The sequence below is a fragment of the Halothiobacillus sp. genome, from assembly GCF_027346185.1.
GTDB lineage: Bacteria > Pseudomonadota > Gammaproteobacteria > Halothiobacillales > Halothiobacillaceae > Halothiobacillus.
Genome location: NZ_DAIESY010000005.1, coordinates 26,139 through 43,934 on the forward strand (window position 1 = coordinate 26,139; position 17,796 = coordinate 43,934).

General features: G+C 57.4%; 17 protein-coding genes. 6 read left to right on the top strand and 11 right to left on the bottom strand.

What is annotated here, in order from left to right:
* Positions 1–8: 8 nt before the first annotated feature.
* The 4 genes from ndk to M7R55_RS00510 all read right to left on the bottom strand — a co-directional run bounded on the left by ndk (position 9) and on the right by M7R55_RS00510 (position 2,921).
* Positions 9–437 (bottom strand): nucleoside-diphosphate kinase, encoded by a 429-nt coding sequence (gene ndk, locus M7R55_RS00495; protein WP_298217532.1) that lies wholly within the window; start codon positions 435–437, stop codon positions 9–11.
* 138 nt (positions 438–575) lie between these two features.
* Positions 576–1,079: an Rrf2 family transcriptional regulator gene (locus M7R55_RS00500; protein WP_298217534.1), complete on the bottom strand. Its 504-nt coding sequence runs from the start codon at positions 1,077–1,079 to the stop codon at positions 576–578.
* A gap of 184 nt (positions 1,080–1,263) precedes the next feature.
* Positions 1,264–2,115 (bottom strand): serine O-acetyltransferase, encoded by an 852-nt coding sequence (gene cysE / locus M7R55_RS00505; RefSeq protein ID WP_298217537.1) that lies wholly within the window; start codon positions 2,113–2,115, stop codon positions 1,264–1,266.
* Positions 2,112–2,921 (bottom strand): RNA methyltransferase, encoded by an 810-nt coding sequence (locus tag M7R55_RS00510; RefSeq protein WP_298217539.1) that lies wholly within the window; start codon positions 2,919–2,921, stop codon positions 2,112–2,114. The genes cysE and M7R55_RS00510 overlap by 4 nt, the downstream gene beginning before the upstream one ends.
* 108 nt (positions 2,922–3,029) lie before the next feature.
* On the opposite strand from M7R55_RS00510, the gene M7R55_RS00515 reads away from it, so the two are divergent.
* Positions 3,030–3,821, top strand: coding sequence for an inositol monophosphatase family protein (locus tag M7R55_RS00515; RefSeq protein ID WP_298217541.1), 792 nt, complete (start codon positions 3,030–3,032; stop codon positions 3,819–3,821).
* Between the two features lie 92 nt (positions 3,822–3,913).
* Here the strand turns inward: M7R55_RS00515 and secF are convergent, their stop codons facing one another.
* The 7 genes from secF to M7R55_RS00550 all read right to left on the bottom strand — a co-directional run bounded on the left by secF (position 3,914) and on the right by M7R55_RS00550 (position 11,772).
* A complete protein-coding gene (secF, locus tag M7R55_RS00520; RefSeq protein ID WP_298217543.1) occupies positions 3,914–4,852 on the bottom strand; it encodes a protein translocase subunit SecF in 939 nt (312 codons plus the stop codon).
* Positions 4,853–4,876: 24 nt separating this feature from the next.
* Positions 4,877–6,739 carry a protein translocase subunit SecD gene (gene secD, locus M7R55_RS00525; protein ID WP_298217544.1) on the bottom strand — a complete coding sequence of 621 codons (1,863 nt, stop codon included), beginning with the start codon at positions 6,737–6,739 and terminating at the stop codon, positions 4,877–4,879.
* A gap of 173 nt (positions 6,740–6,912) precedes the next feature.
* A complete protein-coding gene (gene yajC / locus M7R55_RS00530; RefSeq protein WP_298217546.1) occupies positions 6,913–7,254 on the bottom strand; it encodes a preprotein translocase subunit YajC in 342 nt (113 codons plus the stop codon).
* A 289-nt stretch (positions 7,255–7,543) separates the two neighbouring features.
* Complete coding sequence (gene tgt / locus M7R55_RS00535; protein ID WP_298217548.1) at positions 7,544–8,668, bottom strand: tRNA guanosine(34) transglycosylase Tgt; 1,125 nt, start codon at positions 8,666–8,668, stop codon at positions 7,544–7,546.
* The gene (queA, locus tag M7R55_RS00540) at positions 8,658–9,761 is read right to left on the bottom strand and encodes a tRNA preQ1(34) S-adenosylmethionine ribosyltransferase-isomerase QueA (RefSeq protein ID WP_298217550.1); all 1,104 of its coding nucleotides are present in this window, start codon (positions 9,759–9,761) and stop codon (positions 8,658–8,660) included. The genes tgt and queA overlap by 11 nt, the downstream gene beginning before the upstream one ends.
* 881 nt (positions 9,762–10,642) lie before the next feature.
* Positions 10,643–11,458, bottom strand: a complete 816-nt coding sequence (locus M7R55_RS00545; RefSeq protein WP_298217552.1) for an alpha/beta fold hydrolase — start codon at positions 11,456–11,458, stop codon at positions 10,643–10,645.
* A gap of 167 nt (positions 11,459–11,625) precedes the next feature.
* Positions 11,626–11,772 (bottom strand): hypothetical protein, encoded by a 147-nt coding sequence (locus M7R55_RS00550; protein ID WP_298217554.1) that lies wholly within the window; start codon positions 11,770–11,772, stop codon positions 11,626–11,628.
* A 101-nt stretch (positions 11,773–11,873) separates the two neighbouring features.
* Between M7R55_RS00550 and M7R55_RS00555 the strand changes: the two genes are divergently transcribed.
* From M7R55_RS00555 to M7R55_RS00570, 5 genes are all read left to right on the top strand, one after another.
* Positions 11,874–13,166 carry an RsmB/NOP family class I SAM-dependent RNA methyltransferase gene (locus M7R55_RS00555; RefSeq protein ID WP_298217555.1) on the top strand — a complete coding sequence of 431 codons (1,293 nt, stop codon included), beginning with the start codon at positions 11,874–11,876 and terminating at the stop codon, positions 13,164–13,166.
* Between the two features lie 98 nt (positions 13,167–13,264).
* Positions 13,265–15,457 carry a catalase/peroxidase HPI gene (gene katG, locus M7R55_RS00560; protein WP_298217557.1) on the top strand — a complete coding sequence of 731 codons (2,193 nt, stop codon included), beginning with the start codon at positions 13,265–13,267 and terminating at the stop codon, positions 15,455–15,457.
* Positions 15,458–15,754: 297 nt separating this feature from the next.
* Complete coding sequence (locus tag M7R55_RS12190; RefSeq protein ID WP_366881105.1) at positions 15,755–15,916, top strand: lipoprotein; 162 nt, start codon at positions 15,755–15,757, stop codon at positions 15,914–15,916.
* 1 nt (position 15,917) lies between these two features.
* A complete protein-coding gene (gene lysA / locus M7R55_RS00565) occupies positions 15,918–17,210 on the top strand; it encodes a diaminopimelate decarboxylase (protein WP_298217559.1) in 1,293 nt (430 codons plus the stop codon).
* 161 nt (positions 17,211–17,371) lie between these two features.
* The coding region (locus M7R55_RS00570) for a peroxiredoxin (RefSeq protein ID WP_298217561.1) at positions 17,372–17,796 on the top strand (425 nt) is incomplete at its 3' end.

The following is a 17,796-nucleotide window of genomic DNA, read 5'->3' on the forward strand; positions in this document are numbered from 1 at the left end:
TTTGGCGATCAAGCGCGCGAGGTGACTTCTTCTGGCTTGAAGAAGTAGTCGATTTCAATGGCGGCGTTCTCGGCGCTGTCTGAGCCATGAACGGCATTGGCGTCGATGGAATCGGCGAAATCCGCACGAATCGTACCTGGGGCCGCTTTCTTCGGATCGGTCGCGCCCATCAGGTCGCGGTTCTTGGCGATGGCGTTCTCGCCTTCGAGAACCTGCACGAATACCGGGCCGGAAATCATGAAGCTGACCAGTTCGCCGAAGAAGGGACGCTCACGGTGAACCGCGTAGAAGCCTTCTGCCTGCTCGCGGGAAAGTTGCATCATGCGCGCGGCCACAACAGCCAAGCCAGCGTGTTCAAAACGGCTGATGATTTTGCCGATCACATTTTTAGCGACGGCATCGGGTTTGATAATCGACAGGGTGCGTTCTACGGCCACAAGGTTTCTCCTGGGAAAAGTTACAAGTTAAATGGAAAAAATGACAGAAAATCAAGGAGGCAAGAGTTTACCGCCAAGCGCGGCAACAATCCATGACCGGGCCAGTGCCCGGTCAAAATAAAAGGCAACGGTGCGGGTTTAACCCTTGTGTCGCAGGCCTGCGCCGCGCAGGTGCCCAGCCCCATCGCGTTCGCGCGATTCATGCAGTGCACGATCCTGCTGCATGGCGACGCCGATCAGGTCAGGGTTGTTGAGAAGGTCGGCGAGATGGATACCGGTCAAAAAGTTGCGGATCTGTTCGGACAGACCCATCCATAAATCGTGCGCCAGGCATTTGTGGCCGTGCTGGCAGTCGCCCCGGCCGCCGCAACGGGTGACGTCCACATCTTCATCCACTGCGATGACGATTTCTGCCACATTGATTTCGGTTGAAGGACGCGTGAGTTGATAGCCGCCGCCCGGACCGCGCACACTTTTGACCAGTCCTGCCCGGCGTAATTGTGCGAACAGTTGCTCGAGGTATGATAGAGAAAGCTCTTGGCGGTCTGCGATGTCGGCCAGTGCCGTGGGGTCGCCGTGATCGTGCAGGGCCAGATCCAGCATTGCGGTCACTGCGTAGCGGCCTTTGGTGGTGAGTCTCATGTGTTAATCCTGCTGTTTTGCGCTTAGGTCTTGTGATCCATTTACCAGGGGGGGTCTAGGATCGGTTAGCCCTACAATTCCCGAGGTTAATTCTTGGTTAAGTCGTCCGTGAACACAAGCACCAAATGACGCCCATTGCCGTTACCGGTATTGACGATCTCTATCGGCGCGGCACAGTCAACCTTCAGAGTGTCTGTTTTTCTCTTTGTGGTGCCGGTTCACCATCCGTATCGGGCGGGCAGCCAACGGCTTTGGTTCCGTTGGTCAGATGGCAGCCAGCCAAGCTGGGCAAGGGAGGTTCTTCTGCTGTGGCGGAGTCATCAGCTTTCATGCCGACATGTATTTGTAATGCGCGGATGCGACCGGCAAGAAGAGTCGCGCGTTCGTCCGCCGCTTGCACATGACTGAGCAGGCGATCGATGACTTCAGCCACGGGATCGGGCATGTCCTGCGCCACGCCATAGGCATCGAAACCCAAGCGTTCGGCGATGCGCGCCTGCTGTTCACTGATTTTTGGGCTTTGGCCGACGATGCGGGCGGGGATACCGACCAGGGTGGCACCGGTCGGTGCATCCTTCAGCACGACGGCATTACTGCCCACGCGAACGCCATCACCCAGCGTGATGGGCCCAAGCACCTTGGCCCCCGCCCCGACAACCACGCCGTTGCCGAGCGTCGGGTGGCGTTTGCCGGCTTCCCATTGCGTGCCGCCCAAGGTGACGCCGTGGTAGAGGGTGCAGTCGTCGCCGATTTCAGCCGTTTCACCGATAACGACACCCATGCCGTGATCGATGAAAAACCGCCGGCCTATCTTGGCCGCGGGGTGGATTTCAATGCCGGTCAGCCAGCGCGCTATGTTGGCGACGATCCGCGGCAACAGGCGAAGTCGCCAATTCCAAAGCCGGTGCGCCAATCGGTGCCAACAGATCGCGTGGATACCGGGGTAGCAGAGCGCGATTTCCCAGCGGCTGCGCGCGGCCGGATCGCGTTCGAAGACGCTGTCGATATCCTCGCGAAAACGCTGCCAAAGTGTCATATGTTCGCTCCTGATTGGGGTGTCGTCGATTCCGTCAGGGCGCGCAGCATGCCCTGCATCACGGCCAGTTCGTTTCGGGTCGGGTTTGCCCGGCGGCACAGCACGCGCAGGCGGGCCATGAGCCGCTCCCGGTTAGCGGCAATATCTTTTTCGGCGCTGCCGGTGCGATGAAAGAACGATGTGCGGTCGAGCTGTTCGGCCAATCGTTGCTCGAATGCGGCCCATTCCACCGAGGTGGCCAGATTCTCGATTTCGGTCTGGGGCGAACTTCTGGCTGTTTCATGCGCCATGCGCCACTCGTAGGCGACGATCTGAACGGCTTGTCCGAGGTTCAATACAGGGTAGTCCGGGTTGGCGGGTATTTCTATGATCCGTTGCGCCCATGAGAGCTCCTGATTGGTGAGTCCCGTGCGCTCCGCCCCGAAGACGATACTGATCATCCCGGTCGATGGGGTGGCGGCGATGACTTCGGCGGCGGCGCGGGCCGATAAGACGGGCAGGTGCAAATCGCGCGGGCGGGCTGTTGTGGCCCAGACTTCCACCGAATCTGCGAGTGCGTCAGGCAGATTGTCAACTTGTCTGGCCGTGTTCAGGATGTCTGCGGCGTGTTTTGCCGTGGCCATCGCCTGATCATCGATGGTCGCTTTGGGGGAAACCAGAACCAGCCGGTGCAAGCCCATGTTCTTCATGGCGCGGGCGACAGCGCCGAGGTTGCCCGTATGTGAAGTGCCGCACAAGACGATTTGAATGCGGTCGGCGCGCGCGTCTGGTGATGAGGCGTGGTGGATAGCGGACGATGACGTCATAGGTCAATAATTTTTCCGAAGTGTGTCCCTTTTCACGGGTATAATGCGCAGTTCTGAATTTTCTGCTGCCGCTTGGGCTGCTCACTTTGACCGAACTGACTGAACATTATGCCCCATCCTATGCTGACTATGGCGGTGCGTGCCGCTCGTGCCGCCGGAACCGTGATTTCCCGTGCTACCGATCATGTTGCCGATCTCACCATTGAGAGCAAGCAACGCAACGATTTTGTGAGTGAGGTCGATCGTCAGGCGGAACATACGATTATCGACATCCTCAAACGCGCTTATCCCGATCACCAGTTTCTCGGTGAGGAATCAGGCGATTCCGGTCAGCCAGACAGCGCCTATCGCTGGATCATTGATCCGCTGGATGGTACGACCAATTTCCTGCATAGCCTGCCGCATTACTCCGTTTCGATCGCCCTGGAATATCAGGGGCGTATCGAGTTGGGGGTGATTTATAACCCCAGCAACCAGGAGCTGTACACAGCCGAGCGCGGTGGCGGTGCGTTTTTGAACAATCGACGTATTCGAGTGGCCGGTTTGCGCAATTTGGAAGGCGCTTTGCTGGGCACAGGCTTTCCGTTCCGTCCCGAGCAGGATCTGGACACCTATCTCAAAACCTTCCGCGCCCTGCACGGCCCGTTGTCGGGTATTCGTCGCGCTGGTTCGGCAGCGCTGGATTTGGCCTACGTTGCTGCGGGGCGTATGGATGGTTACTGGGAGTTTGGTTTGAAACCTTGGGACATTGCCGCAGGCGTATTGATGGTGCGTGAGGCCGGTGGTGTCGTGGTGGATTTTTCCGGCAAAGAAGAATTCATGACCAATGGCAATCTGATCGCGGCCAACCCGAAGATCACTCATGCCATGCTCAAGGCGATTTCTCAAAGTCTGCTCTGATCGCTTCCGATGGCGGCCGCGGTGTGTGGTGGCCAGCATGAAAAAAACCAGGCAAATGCCTGGCTTTTTTGTGGGTTCTATTCGGTGAAAGCTCAGGGTGCGGTATCAACCAGCTTTTCCTTGTCGGTCAGTTTCAGCAGATCCTTGCGCTTGAGGCCCAAATCCAGCGATAGGCTGGAGGCGACATAGATCGAGGAGAAGGTGCCGAGCACAATCCCGACCAGCAAGGTTAGAGAGAAGCCATGCAGGGCCTCGCCACCGAAGATGTAGAGCGCCAGCACCGAGAGGAAGGTCGTGACGGCGGTCATCACCGTGCGCGACATCGTTTGGTTGACTGAAATATTCATGATTTCGATCTCGCTGCCTTTGCGGATTTTGCGGAAGTTTTCCCGCATCCGGTCGAACACCACGATCATGTCGTTGATCGAGTAGCCCGCAAGAGCGAGATAGGCCGCCAGTACGGTGAGGTTGAACTCAATGCCGGTGATGCTGATGAAGCCGAAGACCATGATCAGGTCATGGCTCAGCGTGAGAACGGCGCCTGTTGCCATCTTGATCTGATAACGCAGACTGACAAAGATCAGCAAGCCGCTTAACACCACGATCATGGCCAGACCGCCGGAATTGAACAGCTCCTTGCCCACCGCCGGACCGACGAATTCGACCCGGCGCATGGTCGCGCCTTCATCCTGCTGCTTGAGCGCGGACAGCACTTGATCGGCCAGCTGGTTCTGATTCTGGCCCTTGGCGGGGGGCAGACGGATCATCACGGTTTCACTGGAGCCGAAATATTGCACCACGGCTTCCTTGAAATTGTTTTTCTTCAAATCGGCACGGATCGCATCCAGATCAGCCGTTTTCGAATAACCGACTTCAAGGACAATACCACCCGTGAAATCGAGCCCCATATTGATGCCGCGCGTGGCGAGCGACACGATGGCGGCAACCAGCAGCAGGGCAGAGATGGCGTAGGCATATTTGCGCTTGCCGAAAAAATCGAACCGGGCGTTGTAGGGAAATAAGTTAAACATCACTATTCTCGGTTTTAGGAGCCATTAAATGGAGATTTTGGTCAGGCGCGCCCGGCGGCCATAGATCAGGTTCACCAATGCCCGCGTGACCATGATCGCGGTAAAGAGCGAGGCGAGAATCCCGATGGTCAGGGTGACGGCAAAGCCTTTCACCGCGCCCGCACCCAGAGCAAACAGCACGATGGCGGCCAGCAGGGTAGTGACGTGGGAATCGATAATGGTGGCGAAGGCGCGCTCGTATCCCGCCTTGATGGCGGCTTGTGGCGTCAGGCCATTGCGCAGTTCTTCCCGGATACGTTCGTTGATCAGCACATTGGCATCCACCGCGATCCCGAGCGTCAGCACCATGCCCGCAATCCCCGGCAGGGTCAGCGTGGCCTGCAGCAGCGAGAGCACGGCAACAATCAGGATCAGGTTGACTCCGAGGGCAACCACCGCGGTCACGCCGAATACGCGGTAGTAAATCAGCATGAATACGGCGACCAGCGCAAAGCCTAAGATTGAGGCATTGACGCCAGACTGGATGTTCTGCGCACCCAGGCTCGGGCCGACGGTGCGCTCTTCCACGATGTCCATTGGCGCACGCAGAGCGCCGGCACGAAGTAGCAGGGCCAGGTCGCGCGCCTCGTTGGGGGAATCGAGTCCGGTGATCTGGAAGCGGTTGGCGAGCTGGTCCTGGATGGTGGCGACGTTAATCACCTGTTCGATGATTTTCTTGTCTTTGACCGGTTTGCCATCAACCATTTTGGTTTCGGTACGGTGTTCAATGAATACAACCCCCATCTGTTTGCCGATGTTCTGACCGGTGATCTCGGCCATGCGTCGCGCGCCTTGGCCATCCAGATTCACGAACACGGCCGGCGAGCCGGAGCGCTGGTCAAAGCCGGACGAGGCGCCGGTGATGCGGTCGCCGGTCACGATGACCTGGCGCTTGAGCAGAACCGGACGGCCATCCTTTTCATGATACAGCCGGGCATCTGGCGGTACGCGGCCGCTCTGCTCGGCATCGACCCAGTCGGTGGGCGTGCCGGACACGAGGCGGAATTCCAGCGTCGCGGTGGCACCAATGATCTCTTTGGCACGAACCGTATCCTGAATGCCGGGCAGTTCGACCACGATCCGGTCATCACCCTGCTGCTGGATGAGCGGTTCGGCTACACCGAGTTCGTTGACGCGGTTGCGCAAGGTGGTGATGTTCTGCTCCACGGCCGCCTTGCGTTCGGCAGTTGCTCCGACGTCGGTAAACTTGGCTGTCAGGTAGGGTTCGCCGTTGCGCTCTTCGGTGCTGAACTTGAGTTCAGGGTAATTGCCCGCCACGGATTTGAGGGCGGCATCACGCGCCGTGGCGTCCGGGAATCGCAGGGCAATTTCATCGTCATTCTCGACATCGGCGGCCACATAACGGATGTTCGCCCGTCGAAGATCTCCGCGCATACCATCGACACGACGTTCCAGCGCGGTCTTGATCGCGGCCTGCATGTCGATCTGCATCAAAAAGTGCACGCCGCCACGCAAATCGAGCCCCAGATACATGGGCTTCGCGCCCAGGTTCTGCATCCAGCGTGGAGCTGATGGGGCGAGGTTGAGCGCGACGGGATAGTCGTCACCCAAGGCTTCACGCACAATGTTGACTGCCTTGAGCTGCGCATCGGTCGAGGAGAACTGGATCAGCCCGTCCTTGTCTTCGAGACGCGCACTCTTGATGGGAATATTGGCCGCCTTGAGGGCGGCCACCGCTTTATCAACGGCTGCCTGATCCATCACGGCATTGCGCTTGGAGATTTGCAGCGCCGGACTCTCACCGTATATATTGGGTAATGCGAAGAAAATGCCCAGTAAAACGACCAGGATAATCAGCAGGTTTTTCCACCACGGATAACGATTCATCGTGAACGCCTGTATTGAATCAGCCCCGAAGGGGCTCGAACAAGGGCCCATCCTTCATGAATGAGTCCGAAAAATAAGCCCTGGAAAATCCAGGGAAATATGCCCAACAACGAGTCCGTAAAGACTTTTCACGGATGTTGGTACGTGCAGCGCGGTTTGAGCGCCACCACTCATCAGGCTTCGCGGGTATCCTTGAGCGTGCCTTTGGGCATGACGGAACTGACCGCGCCGCGCTGAACCACAATCGTCATGCCATCGGCCACTTCAACGATCAAAAAGGCGTCGGTCACTTTGACAACCCGCCCCAGCAGGCCGCCGTTGGTGATGATTTCATCGCCTTTTTCGATGGACTCAACCAGCTTTTTCAGCTCTTTCTGGCGCTTGACCTGAGGCCGGATGAGCAGGAAGTACATCACCCCGAAGATCAGGATCAAGGGCAGGAAGGTCGCAATCATATTGGGTTGCTGTGCGGCGGCCGGTGCGGCTTCTGCCAGGGCGTCGGAAATAAAAAACATGGCTCAGAATTCCTTACATCTTTTGAAAATGAGTTCGAACAATGGATGCCGGGGTATCGGCTCCGCGAAAAAACGCATATTAGTATGCCACAGCATGATCAAGTTCCCTGCATTTTAGGGAAGGTCTGTACAAATGCAGACCTTCCCGTGCAGGGCATGGATGCTCTGCCGCACAATGACGAAAGTCATTGAAATGCGGAGCTCGGGCCGGGCGTGAACGCGTAGCTGGCGCAAGCCCGCGAAGCCATGGATGGATTCGTGTAGAGTTTCCTTGGGCAGTGGGCTGATTTTACTCGTCAATTCCCCGTGCTCGATCGGCGTGGAACTTCGCCCGGAATGATTCGAATGTATTGCTTTCAATGGCCGCGCGGATTTCCCGCATGAGGGTTTGGTAGTAATGCAGGTTATGAATAGTGTTGAGTCGTGCGCCCAGCACTTCCTTGCATTTGTCGAGGTGTTTCAGATAGGCACGCGAGTAACGCTGACAGGTGGTGCAGGTGCAGGTTTCGTCGAGCGGGCGGGTGTCGCTGACGTAACGGGCATTGCGCAGTTTGATGTCGCCGTACCGGGTGAACAGGTGGGCATTGCGCGCGTTGCGTGTGGGCATCACGCAGTCGAACATGTCCACGCCACGGGCCACGGACTCGACCAGATCTTCGGGCTTGCCCACGCCCATCAGGTAGCGGGGTTTGTCGTTGGGCAGCAAGTGGGTTGTGGCCTCCAGCACGTGATTGCGTTCATCCAGCGGTTCACCGACGGAAAGGCCGCCAATGGCATAGCCGTCGAATCCGATGTTCAGCAAACCTATCGCCGATTCGCGCCGCAGCACTGGATACATGCCGCCCTGAACGATGCCGAACAAGGCGGTATCGGTGTTGTCGGGCTTTAAGGTGTCGAACGCCGCGCGCGAACGCGCAGCCCAACGCAGCGACAGACGCATGGATTCCGCTGCCTGAATTTCCGTGGCCGGGTAGGGCGTGCATTCGTCGAAAATCATGACGATATCCGAGCCCAGTTCGTGCTGAATCTGCATGGAGCGCTCGGGAGTCAGCATGACAGGCGAGCCATCAACCGGTGATTGGAACCGCGCGCCTTCCTCGGTGATCTTGCGCATTTCGGCCAAAGAAAACACCTGAAAACCACCGGAGTCCGTCAGGATCGGTTTGTTCCAGCCCATGAAATCATGCAGGTCGCCATGGGCGCGAATGACGTCGGTGCCTGGGCGGAGCATCAAATGAAAGGTGTTGCCAAGAATAATCTCAGCGCCCAGTGCTTCGATTTCCAGCGGATCGACGGCTTTGACCGTGCCATAGGTGCCGACGGGCATGAAGGCAGGTGTTTCGATGTGCCCGCGCGCAAAGCGAATCTGGCCGCGCCGTGCGTCGCCATCGGTGTGGATGAGGTCAAATTGCATGTGACTGTTCCGCGCCCGCGGGCGCTATCGGATGATGGACAGGAATGAACATGGCGTCACCATAGCTGAAAAAACGAAAACCGGCGCGAATGGCGTGCTCATAGGCCGCCAGAATGCGTTCCCGACCAGCCAAAGCGCTGACCAGCATCAGTAGGGTGGATTGAGGGAGATGGAAGTTGGTGAGCAGGGCGTCGACCACATATACCGGCTGTCCCGGATAGAGAAAGAGGCGGGTATCGCCCTGATAGGTGCCGATCCGGCGCTGGGCAGCGGCTTTGGGGTTTGCCCTCGCTGCCGTCTCGATGGCGCGCAGGGCCGTGGTGCCCACGCAAACAACGCGTCCACCTCGTTCGCGCGCGGCGTCAATGGCAGCCACCGTTTCCTCCGGTACATTCAGCCATTCGCTGTGCATGGTGTGCTCTTGAATGTTGTCGACGCGAACCGGCTGAAAGGTGCCCGCACCGACATGCAGGGTCACGAAGGCCGTCTTTACGCCCTTGGCGGCGATCCGTTCGAGCAAGGCTTCGGTCAGATGAAGGCTGGCCGTTGGCGCGGCAACGGCGCCATCGTGGGCGGCGAAGACGGTTTGGTAGTCGTGGCGATCCTGCGCGTCGTCCGCTCGCTCGATGTAGGGCGGCAGTGGCATATGACCGGCACGATTGAGCCAGGTCAGCAAGTCCGAATTGAGTGGGTCTGGTGTGAGCTCGACGAGAAACAGAGCATTGTCGCGATCCTTGACCGTGAGTGTGGCCTGTCCATCCATATCAAGCTGCGTACCGGGCGGTGGCGATTTGCTGGCCCGAATATGACACCAGGCGCTAAACGCATCCTGAAGCCGTTCGATCAGTACCTCAATCTTGCCGCCACTGGCCTTGTGACCGAATACGCGGGCAGGAATGACGCGTGTATTGTTGAGGATCAGCAGGTCGCCCGGTTCAAGCAAACTGGGGAAATCGGCAATACGGCATTCTCTGAGGTCGTTGGGTGTGTGTTCATTTTCGAGAACGAGCAGGCGCGCATCTTCGCGTGGCTCGATAGGGCGTCGTGCGATGAGTTCTGATGGGAGTGCGTAATCGAACAGCTTGGTTTGCATGGCGCGCGCAGTCTATCAGGGGGCGATAGCCGGCAGCAATCGGTTCAAAAAAGACCGATGAGAAATACGTTTTAAGGAAAGTGCGCTGGTTTTGCGGCTTGCGTGAGAAAAGGCCATCCTGTGGCCCGGAACCAATCCTGCGGTTCGATCCTGATTTCCCCCGTCATGGGTTTTTGGTGGAAAAGCACAGCCCTTCCGTGGGCGAATGAACTCATATGCACGAGTTTCGATCAAGCAGAGCATTCCTATCTCATGGCGCTCGTCCTGAGCGACGGTTCTGTCCTGAATCTGATTCGTCCATGCCGGACTTTCCTTGCCGGTTGTCCTGGTCAGTCATCCTGTGAATTTGTCCCTGGTTAACATCCCTGGTGATCATCCTTGGGTCATCCCTGGGTGCCGATTCCATTCGGTTCCGAGTCCTGCCATCCTTGTGATTCTTCCTTGGGATAGCCCATCCTGGGCTGAGGTCCTATCGTCCTGATGTGACGTCCGGGGCGCATCCGTGCCCCCGGTTTTCCTGAGTACCTTCGTTGACCCTTCCGTGGGCAGTATCGAATCCTTTCTGGTAAGCACCTTGATCAATCATTGATCAGGGCTATGGGGCTTCCTACCCGCTGTGTTTTGAACACTTCTGCATCATGCCGAAGGAATGTGACGGGTCATAGTGGGAATTGAGCAGAGTTCCGTCAGATTTTGCGATTTAGTTTGTAGGAATTTTCCTACTGAGGAATGGCGCTAGGCTAGGCTTGCTCGAATTTGAGGTCAGATTTCTCAAGCCTCTGCGTGTAAAAGTGGAGAGTGAAATCCACTTTATTGTGCATGGCGGCCATGGAGTAAATGGTGAAGTGAACTTCATGTCGTTATTTGGTAACAAATTGATTTCAAGAAGTTTTATCGATTCCTTCGCAGCCGTGAATAAAAAAGTGTCGTATGGCGCTCATGAAGCCCTGCGGGTCTTCGACATGTGGCCAGTGCCTGGCTTGCTTGAGGGTGTGTAGGCAGCCGCCGGGAAAGTCCCGGATGATGATCGAACGATCATCCGGCTCGATATAGGCAGAGCCTGCGCCACGGACGAATAGAGCGGGGCCACAGAAAAATCCCTGAAGCTCGGGCATTTGTGAAGTTTCGGTGTAGAACTGCTGCAATATATCCAGGTTGAAACGCCAGCGCCATGCGCGTTGCCCGGTCTGTGTGTTATGACTGAGATTGGCTGCAAGGAAGGCGCGAACTTCCGGGTCGAAGATGAATTGGCCCATTTGGCTTCGCGCTTGTTCTCGTGAGGTCAGGTGATTCAGATCGACCGCTCGTAACCCGGCGAAGACATCTTCGTGCCAGGCGGGATAGGCTTTGGGGGCGATGTCAACGACTACCAGCCGGGTAAAACGCTCCGGGGCTTGATCCGCCAGTACCATGGCCAGTTTGCCGCCGAGTGAGTGACCAAGCAGTTTGGCGCGCTCAAGACCCAGTCGATCCATGAGGGCCAGCACATCTGCGGCCATGGCTTTATAACTCAGATCGTCTGCCCAGGGTGAGCGGCCATGATTTCGCAGATCAATATTGATGACCCGGTAGGTATCCGCCAGATTGCGGGCCACGCCGCGCCAATTCGCCAGAGAGCCGAACAAACCGTGCATAATGATGACGGGCAATCCGCCTCCGGATTCCTCAAAATTCAATGCGACGGGTGAGTGCTTCATTCGTTCCTTGTTCCTGGGTCATGGTGCTGGCAGCCTGTCGTTCGACTGGATGCTAGGGAACCTCTGATTGAATCCTTCGTGGCCGAGACGGGCTTTTGAGGGATGAGTCGCAAGGCGCAACACGGCGAATCGCCCTCAAAAGCCCGTCCCATGCGGGTTGCCGCCCCTTATCCATCCAACATGGGCCGTAACACTTCGTTATCGGCCTTGGCATCGTAGCGTAAACTACGACCTGCGGCCTCTGCCTCGTTTTGCGGCTTTTGGATCAGCAACTCGGCGGGCTTCGCCAGCTTCGCGTAGCACGAGGGATTCAATCAGAGGTTCCCTATGGCCATATTAGCATTTGTCCAGGTCCTGCCGAACGCGCAGGCGCGCCCTGATCCACACAACCATTACTCATTCAATGAAGGCCACCATGCCAGATCAAAGTTTCAAATTACCCAAGCCGGAATTGCCGGTGACACGCGTATTCCCGCAGCAGATTCAGCGTGCAGCCGCCGTTCTCGATGTGATTTTGTCTGATGGCGTACCGAGTGATCGCGCATTGCAGCATTGCTTTCGTGCCGAGCGACAAATGGGCAAACGCGACCGGGCGCAACTGCAAACCCTGGTGTTTTTTGTCCTGCGGCACTGGCGACTATTGGATGAATTACTGGGCATGCCGCCCGGTGTGGTGGGTTCGGCGCTGCCACGCGTGGGCATGGCGGTTCATCTGGCCGGATTGCTGGATGCGACTTTGGCCGATTTGACGGGCGTGGTTGCCAGACCGCAGGGAGAGATGGTCGAGCAGATCGCCCGCAGCAGCCCGGCGGTGCGCTTTGGTTTGCGTGATGAGGATATGGCACGGTTGGAAGCGGCCTTTGGCAACGATGCGGTGGCGGTTGCGAAAGCACTTCTGGCGAGGGCGCCGGTGGATATTCGAGTCAATTCGGCTAAAGCCGAACCCCGCGCACTGGCAGAAACGCTGCTCGCATCGGGTCTGGAGAGTATGCCAATCCCTGAGTTGCCCAATGGCCTGAGGCTGAATGACAACAAGCCGCTCACGTCCTTGGATGCGTATCACGCCGGTGCGTTTGAAATTCAGGATGCGGGCAGTCAGTGGATTGTCGAAGCATGTCAGGCGCAATCAGGGCAGCATGTGTTGGATCTGTGTGCCGGTGCCGGCGGCAAGTCGCTCGGCCTCGCCGAGACCGTGGGCGAACGGGGCAGTGTCTTGGCTTGCGATACCGAAGCCGAACGATTGGCGCGCTTGCCGGAACGCAGTGAACGGGCGGGTTGGCTCAACATCGAGTGTCAGCCCATTGCGGACAGTGCCGATCCTGAGTTGCATCGACGCGGGCCGTTTGATCGGGTACTTATCGACGCGCCGTGCTCGGGTTCGGGCACGTGGCGCCGTCATCCCGAGCTGCGTCAGATTCCGGCTGATCTGGATGCCTTGTGCGCCACGCAGGCGCAACTACTCGATGATGGTGTGCGGTTGACGAAAGCCGATGGCTTGCTGATTTACGCCACGTGCAGCTTGTGGCGTGAAGAAAATGAAATGCAGATCGTGTCCTTTTTGGTGCGCCATCCTGATTGGCGCGTAGCCGAACTCCCCACGCGGATGACGCATGCACTAACTGTGGAGGAAGGAATGGCGCGGATTCGGCCGGACATTCAGGGCTCGGACGGTTTTTTCTTTTGCGTATTGCAGCAGGCAAATGATTGATAAAAACTATCAAATCAAGCGAAAAAATTAATTGGCTTGATTGAACTGGTGGCGGTACAACAAGAGGCGAACATAAAAACCACCCGAGGACAGACACCATGACACAAAGCCAATGCCCCTTTCATCATGCGCCCAGCGCCAGTAAAACCGTTCGAGACTGGTGGCCCAATCGCCTGAATCTGGATGTGTTGCGTCAACACGGCAGCAAATCCAGCCCCCTGGACGCTGATTTCAACTACGCGGAAGAATTCAAAACACTGGATTTGGCTGCCGTCAAAGCCGACCTGCATGCGCTGATGACCGATTCGCAAGACTGGTGGCCGGCGGATTACGGTCATTATGGTCCCTTTTTTATCCGTATGGCCTGGCACAGTGCCGGCACGTACCGCACAGGCGATGGGCGTGGTGGCGCGGGTACGGGCAATCAACGCTTTGCGCCGCTCAACAGTTGGCCCGATAACGTCAACCTCGACAAAGCCCGCCGCCTGCTTTGGCCGATCAAACAAAAATACGGCCGGAAAATCTCCTGGGCCGATCTGATTATCTTGACGGGCAATGTCGCGCTCGAATCCATGGGCTTCAAAACCTTCGGTTTCGCCGGTGGACGGGAAGATATCTGGGAACCGGAAAAAGATATTTACTGGGGCGCGGAAAGCGAGTGGCTGGCGACCAGCGATAACCCGCAGAGCCGTTACCGTGGCGACCGTGAGCTGGAAAACCCGCTGGCAGCCGTGCAGATGGGCCTGATCTATGTGAATCCCGAAGGGCCGGATGGCCAGCCTGATCCAATCGCCTCCGGCCGCGACGTGCGCGAGACGTTCGCGCGCATGGCGATGAACGATTACGAAACCGTGGCCCTGACCGCCGGGGGGCACACCTTCGGCAAATGTCATGGAGCCGGTGATGCCGCCCATGTCGGGCCGGAGCCGGAAGCCGCCGGTCTTGCCGAGCAGGGCCTGGGCTGGAAAAGCAGTTTCCGCAGCGGCAAGGGCGGCGATCAGATCGGCAGCGGGCTGGAAGGTGCGTGGACGCCGACGCCGACAACATGGGACATGAGTTATTTCGACGTCTTGTTCGGTAACGAGTGGGTGCTGACCAAAAGTCCGGCCGGCGCCTGGCAATGGACGCCCAAAGAAGCCAACGAGCACAATCAGGCCCCGGCGGCGGAAGATGCCAGCCAGAAGCGACCGATCATCATGACCACAGCGGACATGTCGCTGCGCATGGACCCGATTTACGAGCCGATTTCCCGCCATTTTCATGAAAACCCGGATGAGTTTGCCGATGCTTTTGCGCGTGCCTGGTTCAAGCTCACGCATCGGGACATGGGGCCGCGTAGCCGTTATCTCGGCCCGGACGTGCCGCAAGAGGAACTGATCTGGCAAGACCCAGTCCCCGAGCTGAACCATGCCTTGATTGATGACGGTGATATCGACTTCCTGAAGAACCGCATCGCCAACAGCGGGCTGGGTATCGGTGAACTGGTCACGACAGCCTGGGCTTCTGCTTCGACCTTCCGTGGCTCGGACATGCGCGGTGGCGCCAATGGTTCGCGGATTCGGCTCGCGCCCCAGAAGGATTGGGAAGCCAATCAACCCGCGCAGTTGGCCTATGTGCTTGGCGTGCTCGAAGGCATCATGGAGCGGTTCAACCAGAGCCAGGCAGGGGACAAGCGGGTTTCATTGGCGGATTTGATCGTGTTGGCCGGTGGTGTGGGTATCGAGTTAGCTGCGCAAAAGGCCGGACACCCGGTGACGGTTCCGTTCACACCCGGCCGGATGGACGCCACGCAGGAACAAACCGACATCGAGGCGTTTTCCGTGCTTGAACCGATTGCCGATGGGTTCCGCAATTTCGAGAAAGGCAAATACACGGTTTCCGCAGAAGAATTGCTGGTCGACAAGGCGCAGTTGCTTACTTTAACGCCTGCGCAGATGACTGTGCTCGTCGGTGGCATGCGCGTATTGAACACCAATGCCGATCACACTGATCACGGTGTGTTCACCGGGCGCCCAGAAACGCTCAGCAATGATTTCTTTGTCAATCTGCTGGACATGGGTACGGCCTGGGCGGCCAAATCCGATGACGAGAATCTGTTCGAAGGGCGGGATCGCCAAACCGGTCAGCTCAAATGGACGGGCAGCCGGGTGGATCTGGTGTTCGGTTCAAACTCAGAGCTGCGGGCGCTGGCGGAAGTCTATGGCAGTGCAGATGGCGAGGAAAAATTCAGGAATGACTTCGTGGCCGCCTGGACCAAGGTCATGAATCTGGATCGATTCGATCTGGTTTGAGCCAGGGAATTCGCACCCACGGAGTCCTCGTAAATCCCCCTCGTTCCCCCTTTTACAAAGGGGGAGGCGCTCTTGCAAAATTAAGTGCGCTTCACCCCTTGTTACAAAAAGGGTCTGCACTTACCCGAAAAACAACGGATTCACCCCCCTTTGAAAAAGGGGGGGAGGGGGGATTTACCGGCTCTAAGAGCTCTCTGCGTTTATGCAGAGGGTTCTGGCAGCATGGACAAAAAACACGGGCATCGGCACACTTCCAACTGAACTCCCGATTTGGTCATTATCGAGTAGCCCTTTTTTATGAATCACTACCGCTTTTACGCCAAAGCCAGCCCATATACATGGCCACTGGTGATTAGCTTTTTCTGTCTTTTTCTGACCGCCTGCGGCCAAAAAGGCCCCTTGGTCATGCCATCGGATGCGCCCGCGTCGACGGCCTCTCAAACCGCAGGTAAACCATGATATGACTGCGTTACCCTACGACCATCTGACCCAAGGTGCTGACCAAACTTTATGTCTGGAAGGGTACGCGCTCGACCAAGTGGCAATCGACTTTGGTACGCCGACCTATGTTTATTCCCGCCCGGCCATTGAGCGAGCCTACACCGAGCTGACGACCGCGTTCGGCGACCGTCCGCACCGGATTTGTTATGCCGTGAAGGCCAACGGCAACCTGGCCATTCTCGCCTTGCTGGCGCGATTGGGCTCGGGTTTCGATATTGTGTCCGGCGGAGAGCTGGCACGCGTGCTCACAGCAGGCGGCGCTCCGGAAAAAATCGTATTTTCGGGCGTCGGCAAAACCCGTGATGAAATCGAGCAGGCTTTGCGCGCAGGAATCGGTTGCCTGAATGTCGAGTCCGAGGCGGAGTTGGTTCGAATCAGTGAAGTGGCGGCTGCGCTCGGTGTCGTCGCCCCTGTTTCGTTGCGGGTGAATCCCGATGTGGATGCCAAAACGCATCCGTACATTTCAACCGGTTTGAAGGACAACAAATTCGGCGTGCCCATCGAGCAGGCGCCCGCTTTGTATCGCCATATCGCGCGCGATCCGAATCTTAAAGCGGTCGGGATCGATTGCCATATCGGTTCGCAGCTCACCGATGTATTGCCCTTTGCCGATGCGGCCCGGCGTGTGCTCGCGCTGCTGGATACGCTCCTGCTGGAGGGGATCGAGTTGGCGCACCTTGATTTAGGCGGTGGTTTGGGTATTCGTTATACCGATGAACGCCCTCCATCCGCTGCCGATTGGGTGGATGCCATCACATCGGTCGTCGATCGGCACCCCATTGCGCGCCACCTGCCCTTGATGCTGGAGCCTGGGCGATTTCTGGTGGGCCCCTCTGGGGTGTTGCTCAGCCGCGTCGAGTATCTCAAGCCGCATCCGTCCGATGGAAAATCGTTTGCGATTGTCGATGCCGCGATGAACGATCTCATGCGACCGGCGCTTTATGGCAGCATCATGGCGATTGCAGCGGTCAAGCCCGATGCAACGACGCCAGCGCGCGACTGGGAAATCGTGGGGCCGGTGTGTGAAACCGGTGATTTTCTGGGCCATGGTCGTCATCTGGCACTCGCGCAAGGCGATTTGATTGCCGTTCTGGGCGCGGGAGCCTATGGTTTTTCCATGGCCTCGAACTACAACACACGCGGCCGGGCGGCGGAAGTATTGGTCGATGAGCACGGCGCGAGCTTGATTCGCGCCCGTGAGCCGGTTGAGTCGCTGTGGGCGGCTGAATCGATTCCGGCACATTTTGCATAGATTGAGGCGAGGAATTGGTTTTGATAGTTTATTTCTATCAAATTTATCCAAACATTCAATTTTGACCGTATGACTTGTTGGGTTATTGTCATCAAAGTTCAATGATTTGCAAGTCAGATCATTGCATTGTTGTTCAGTAATCAATTGTTAAGGAGATCGTTATGCTCGAAAACCGTGAAGGCCAACGCGTACCCCAAGTCACATTCCGTATGCGCGAAAACAATCAATGGGTCGATGTCACCACCGACGATCTGTTCAAGGGCAAAACCGTGGCAGTGTTTTCTCTGCCGGGTGCGTTCACGCCGACCTGCTCTTCGAGCCACGTGCCGCGTTTCAATGAGTTGGCGCCGGTGTTCTTCAAACACGGCGTGGATGAAATTCTTTGTTTGTCGGTCAATGACACCTTCGTCATGAACGAGTGGGCGGCGGATCAAAAGGCCGAGAACATCCGGTTCATTCCCGACGGCAACGGCGAATTCAGCGAAGGCATGGGCATGCTGGTCGACAAGGAAAACCTGGGGTTCGGCAAGCGTTCCTGGCGTTATTCCATGCTGGTCAAGGACGGCGTGATCGAAAAAATGTTCAT

Bases quoted from the DNA above. Each gene is read 5' to 3' on its own strand.
- lysA (WP_298217559.1), top strand. From the start codon at position 15,918: ATGACTGCGTTACCCTACGACCATCTGACCCAAGGTGCTGACCAAACT.
- secF (WP_298217543.1), bottom strand. From the start codon at position 4,852: ATGTTTAACTTATTTCCCTACAACGCCCGGTTCGATTTTTTCGGCAAG.
- M7R55_RS00545 (WP_298217552.1), bottom strand. From the start codon at position 11,458: ATGAAGCACTCACCCGTCGCATTGAATTTTGAGGAATCCGGAGGCGGA.
- katG (WP_298217557.1), top strand. From the start codon at position 13,265: ATGACACAAAGCCAATGCCCCTTTCATCATGCGCCCAGCGCCAGTAAA.
- tgt (WP_298217548.1), bottom strand. From the start codon at position 8,668: ATGCAATTTGACCTCATCCACACCGATGGCGACGCACGGCGCGGCCAG.
- M7R55_RS00555 (WP_298217555.1), top strand. From the start codon at position 11,874: ATGCCAGATCAAAGTTTCAAATTACCCAAGCCGGAATTGCCGGTGACA.
- cysE (WP_298217537.1), bottom strand. From the start codon at position 2,115: ATGACACTTTGGCAGCGTTTTCGCGAGGATATCGACAGCGTCTTCGAA.
- queA (WP_298217550.1), bottom strand. From the start codon at position 9,761: ATGCAAACCAAGCTGTTCGATTACGCACTCCCATCAGAACTCATCGCA.
- M7R55_RS00515 (WP_298217541.1), top strand. From the start codon at position 3,030: ATGCCCCATCCTATGCTGACTATGGCGGTGCGTGCCGCTCGTGCCGCC.
- M7R55_RS00510 (WP_298217539.1), bottom strand. From the start codon at position 2,921: ATGACGTCATCGTCCGCTATCCACCACGCCTCATCACCAGACGCGCGC.
- yajC (WP_298217546.1), bottom strand. From the start codon at position 7,254: ATGTTTTTTATTTCCGACGCCCTGGCAGAAGCCGCACCGGCCGCCGCA.
- M7R55_RS00500 (WP_298217534.1), bottom strand. From the start codon at position 1,079: ATGAGACTCACCACCAAAGGCCGCTACGCAGTGACCGCAATGCTGGAT.
- M7R55_RS12190 (WP_366881105.1), top strand. From the start codon at position 15,755: ATGAATCACTACCGCTTTTACGCCAAAGCCAGCCCATATACATGGCCA.
- secD (WP_298217544.1), bottom strand. From the start codon at position 6,739: ATGAATCGTTATCCGTGGTGGAAAAACCTGCTGATTATCCTGGTCGTT.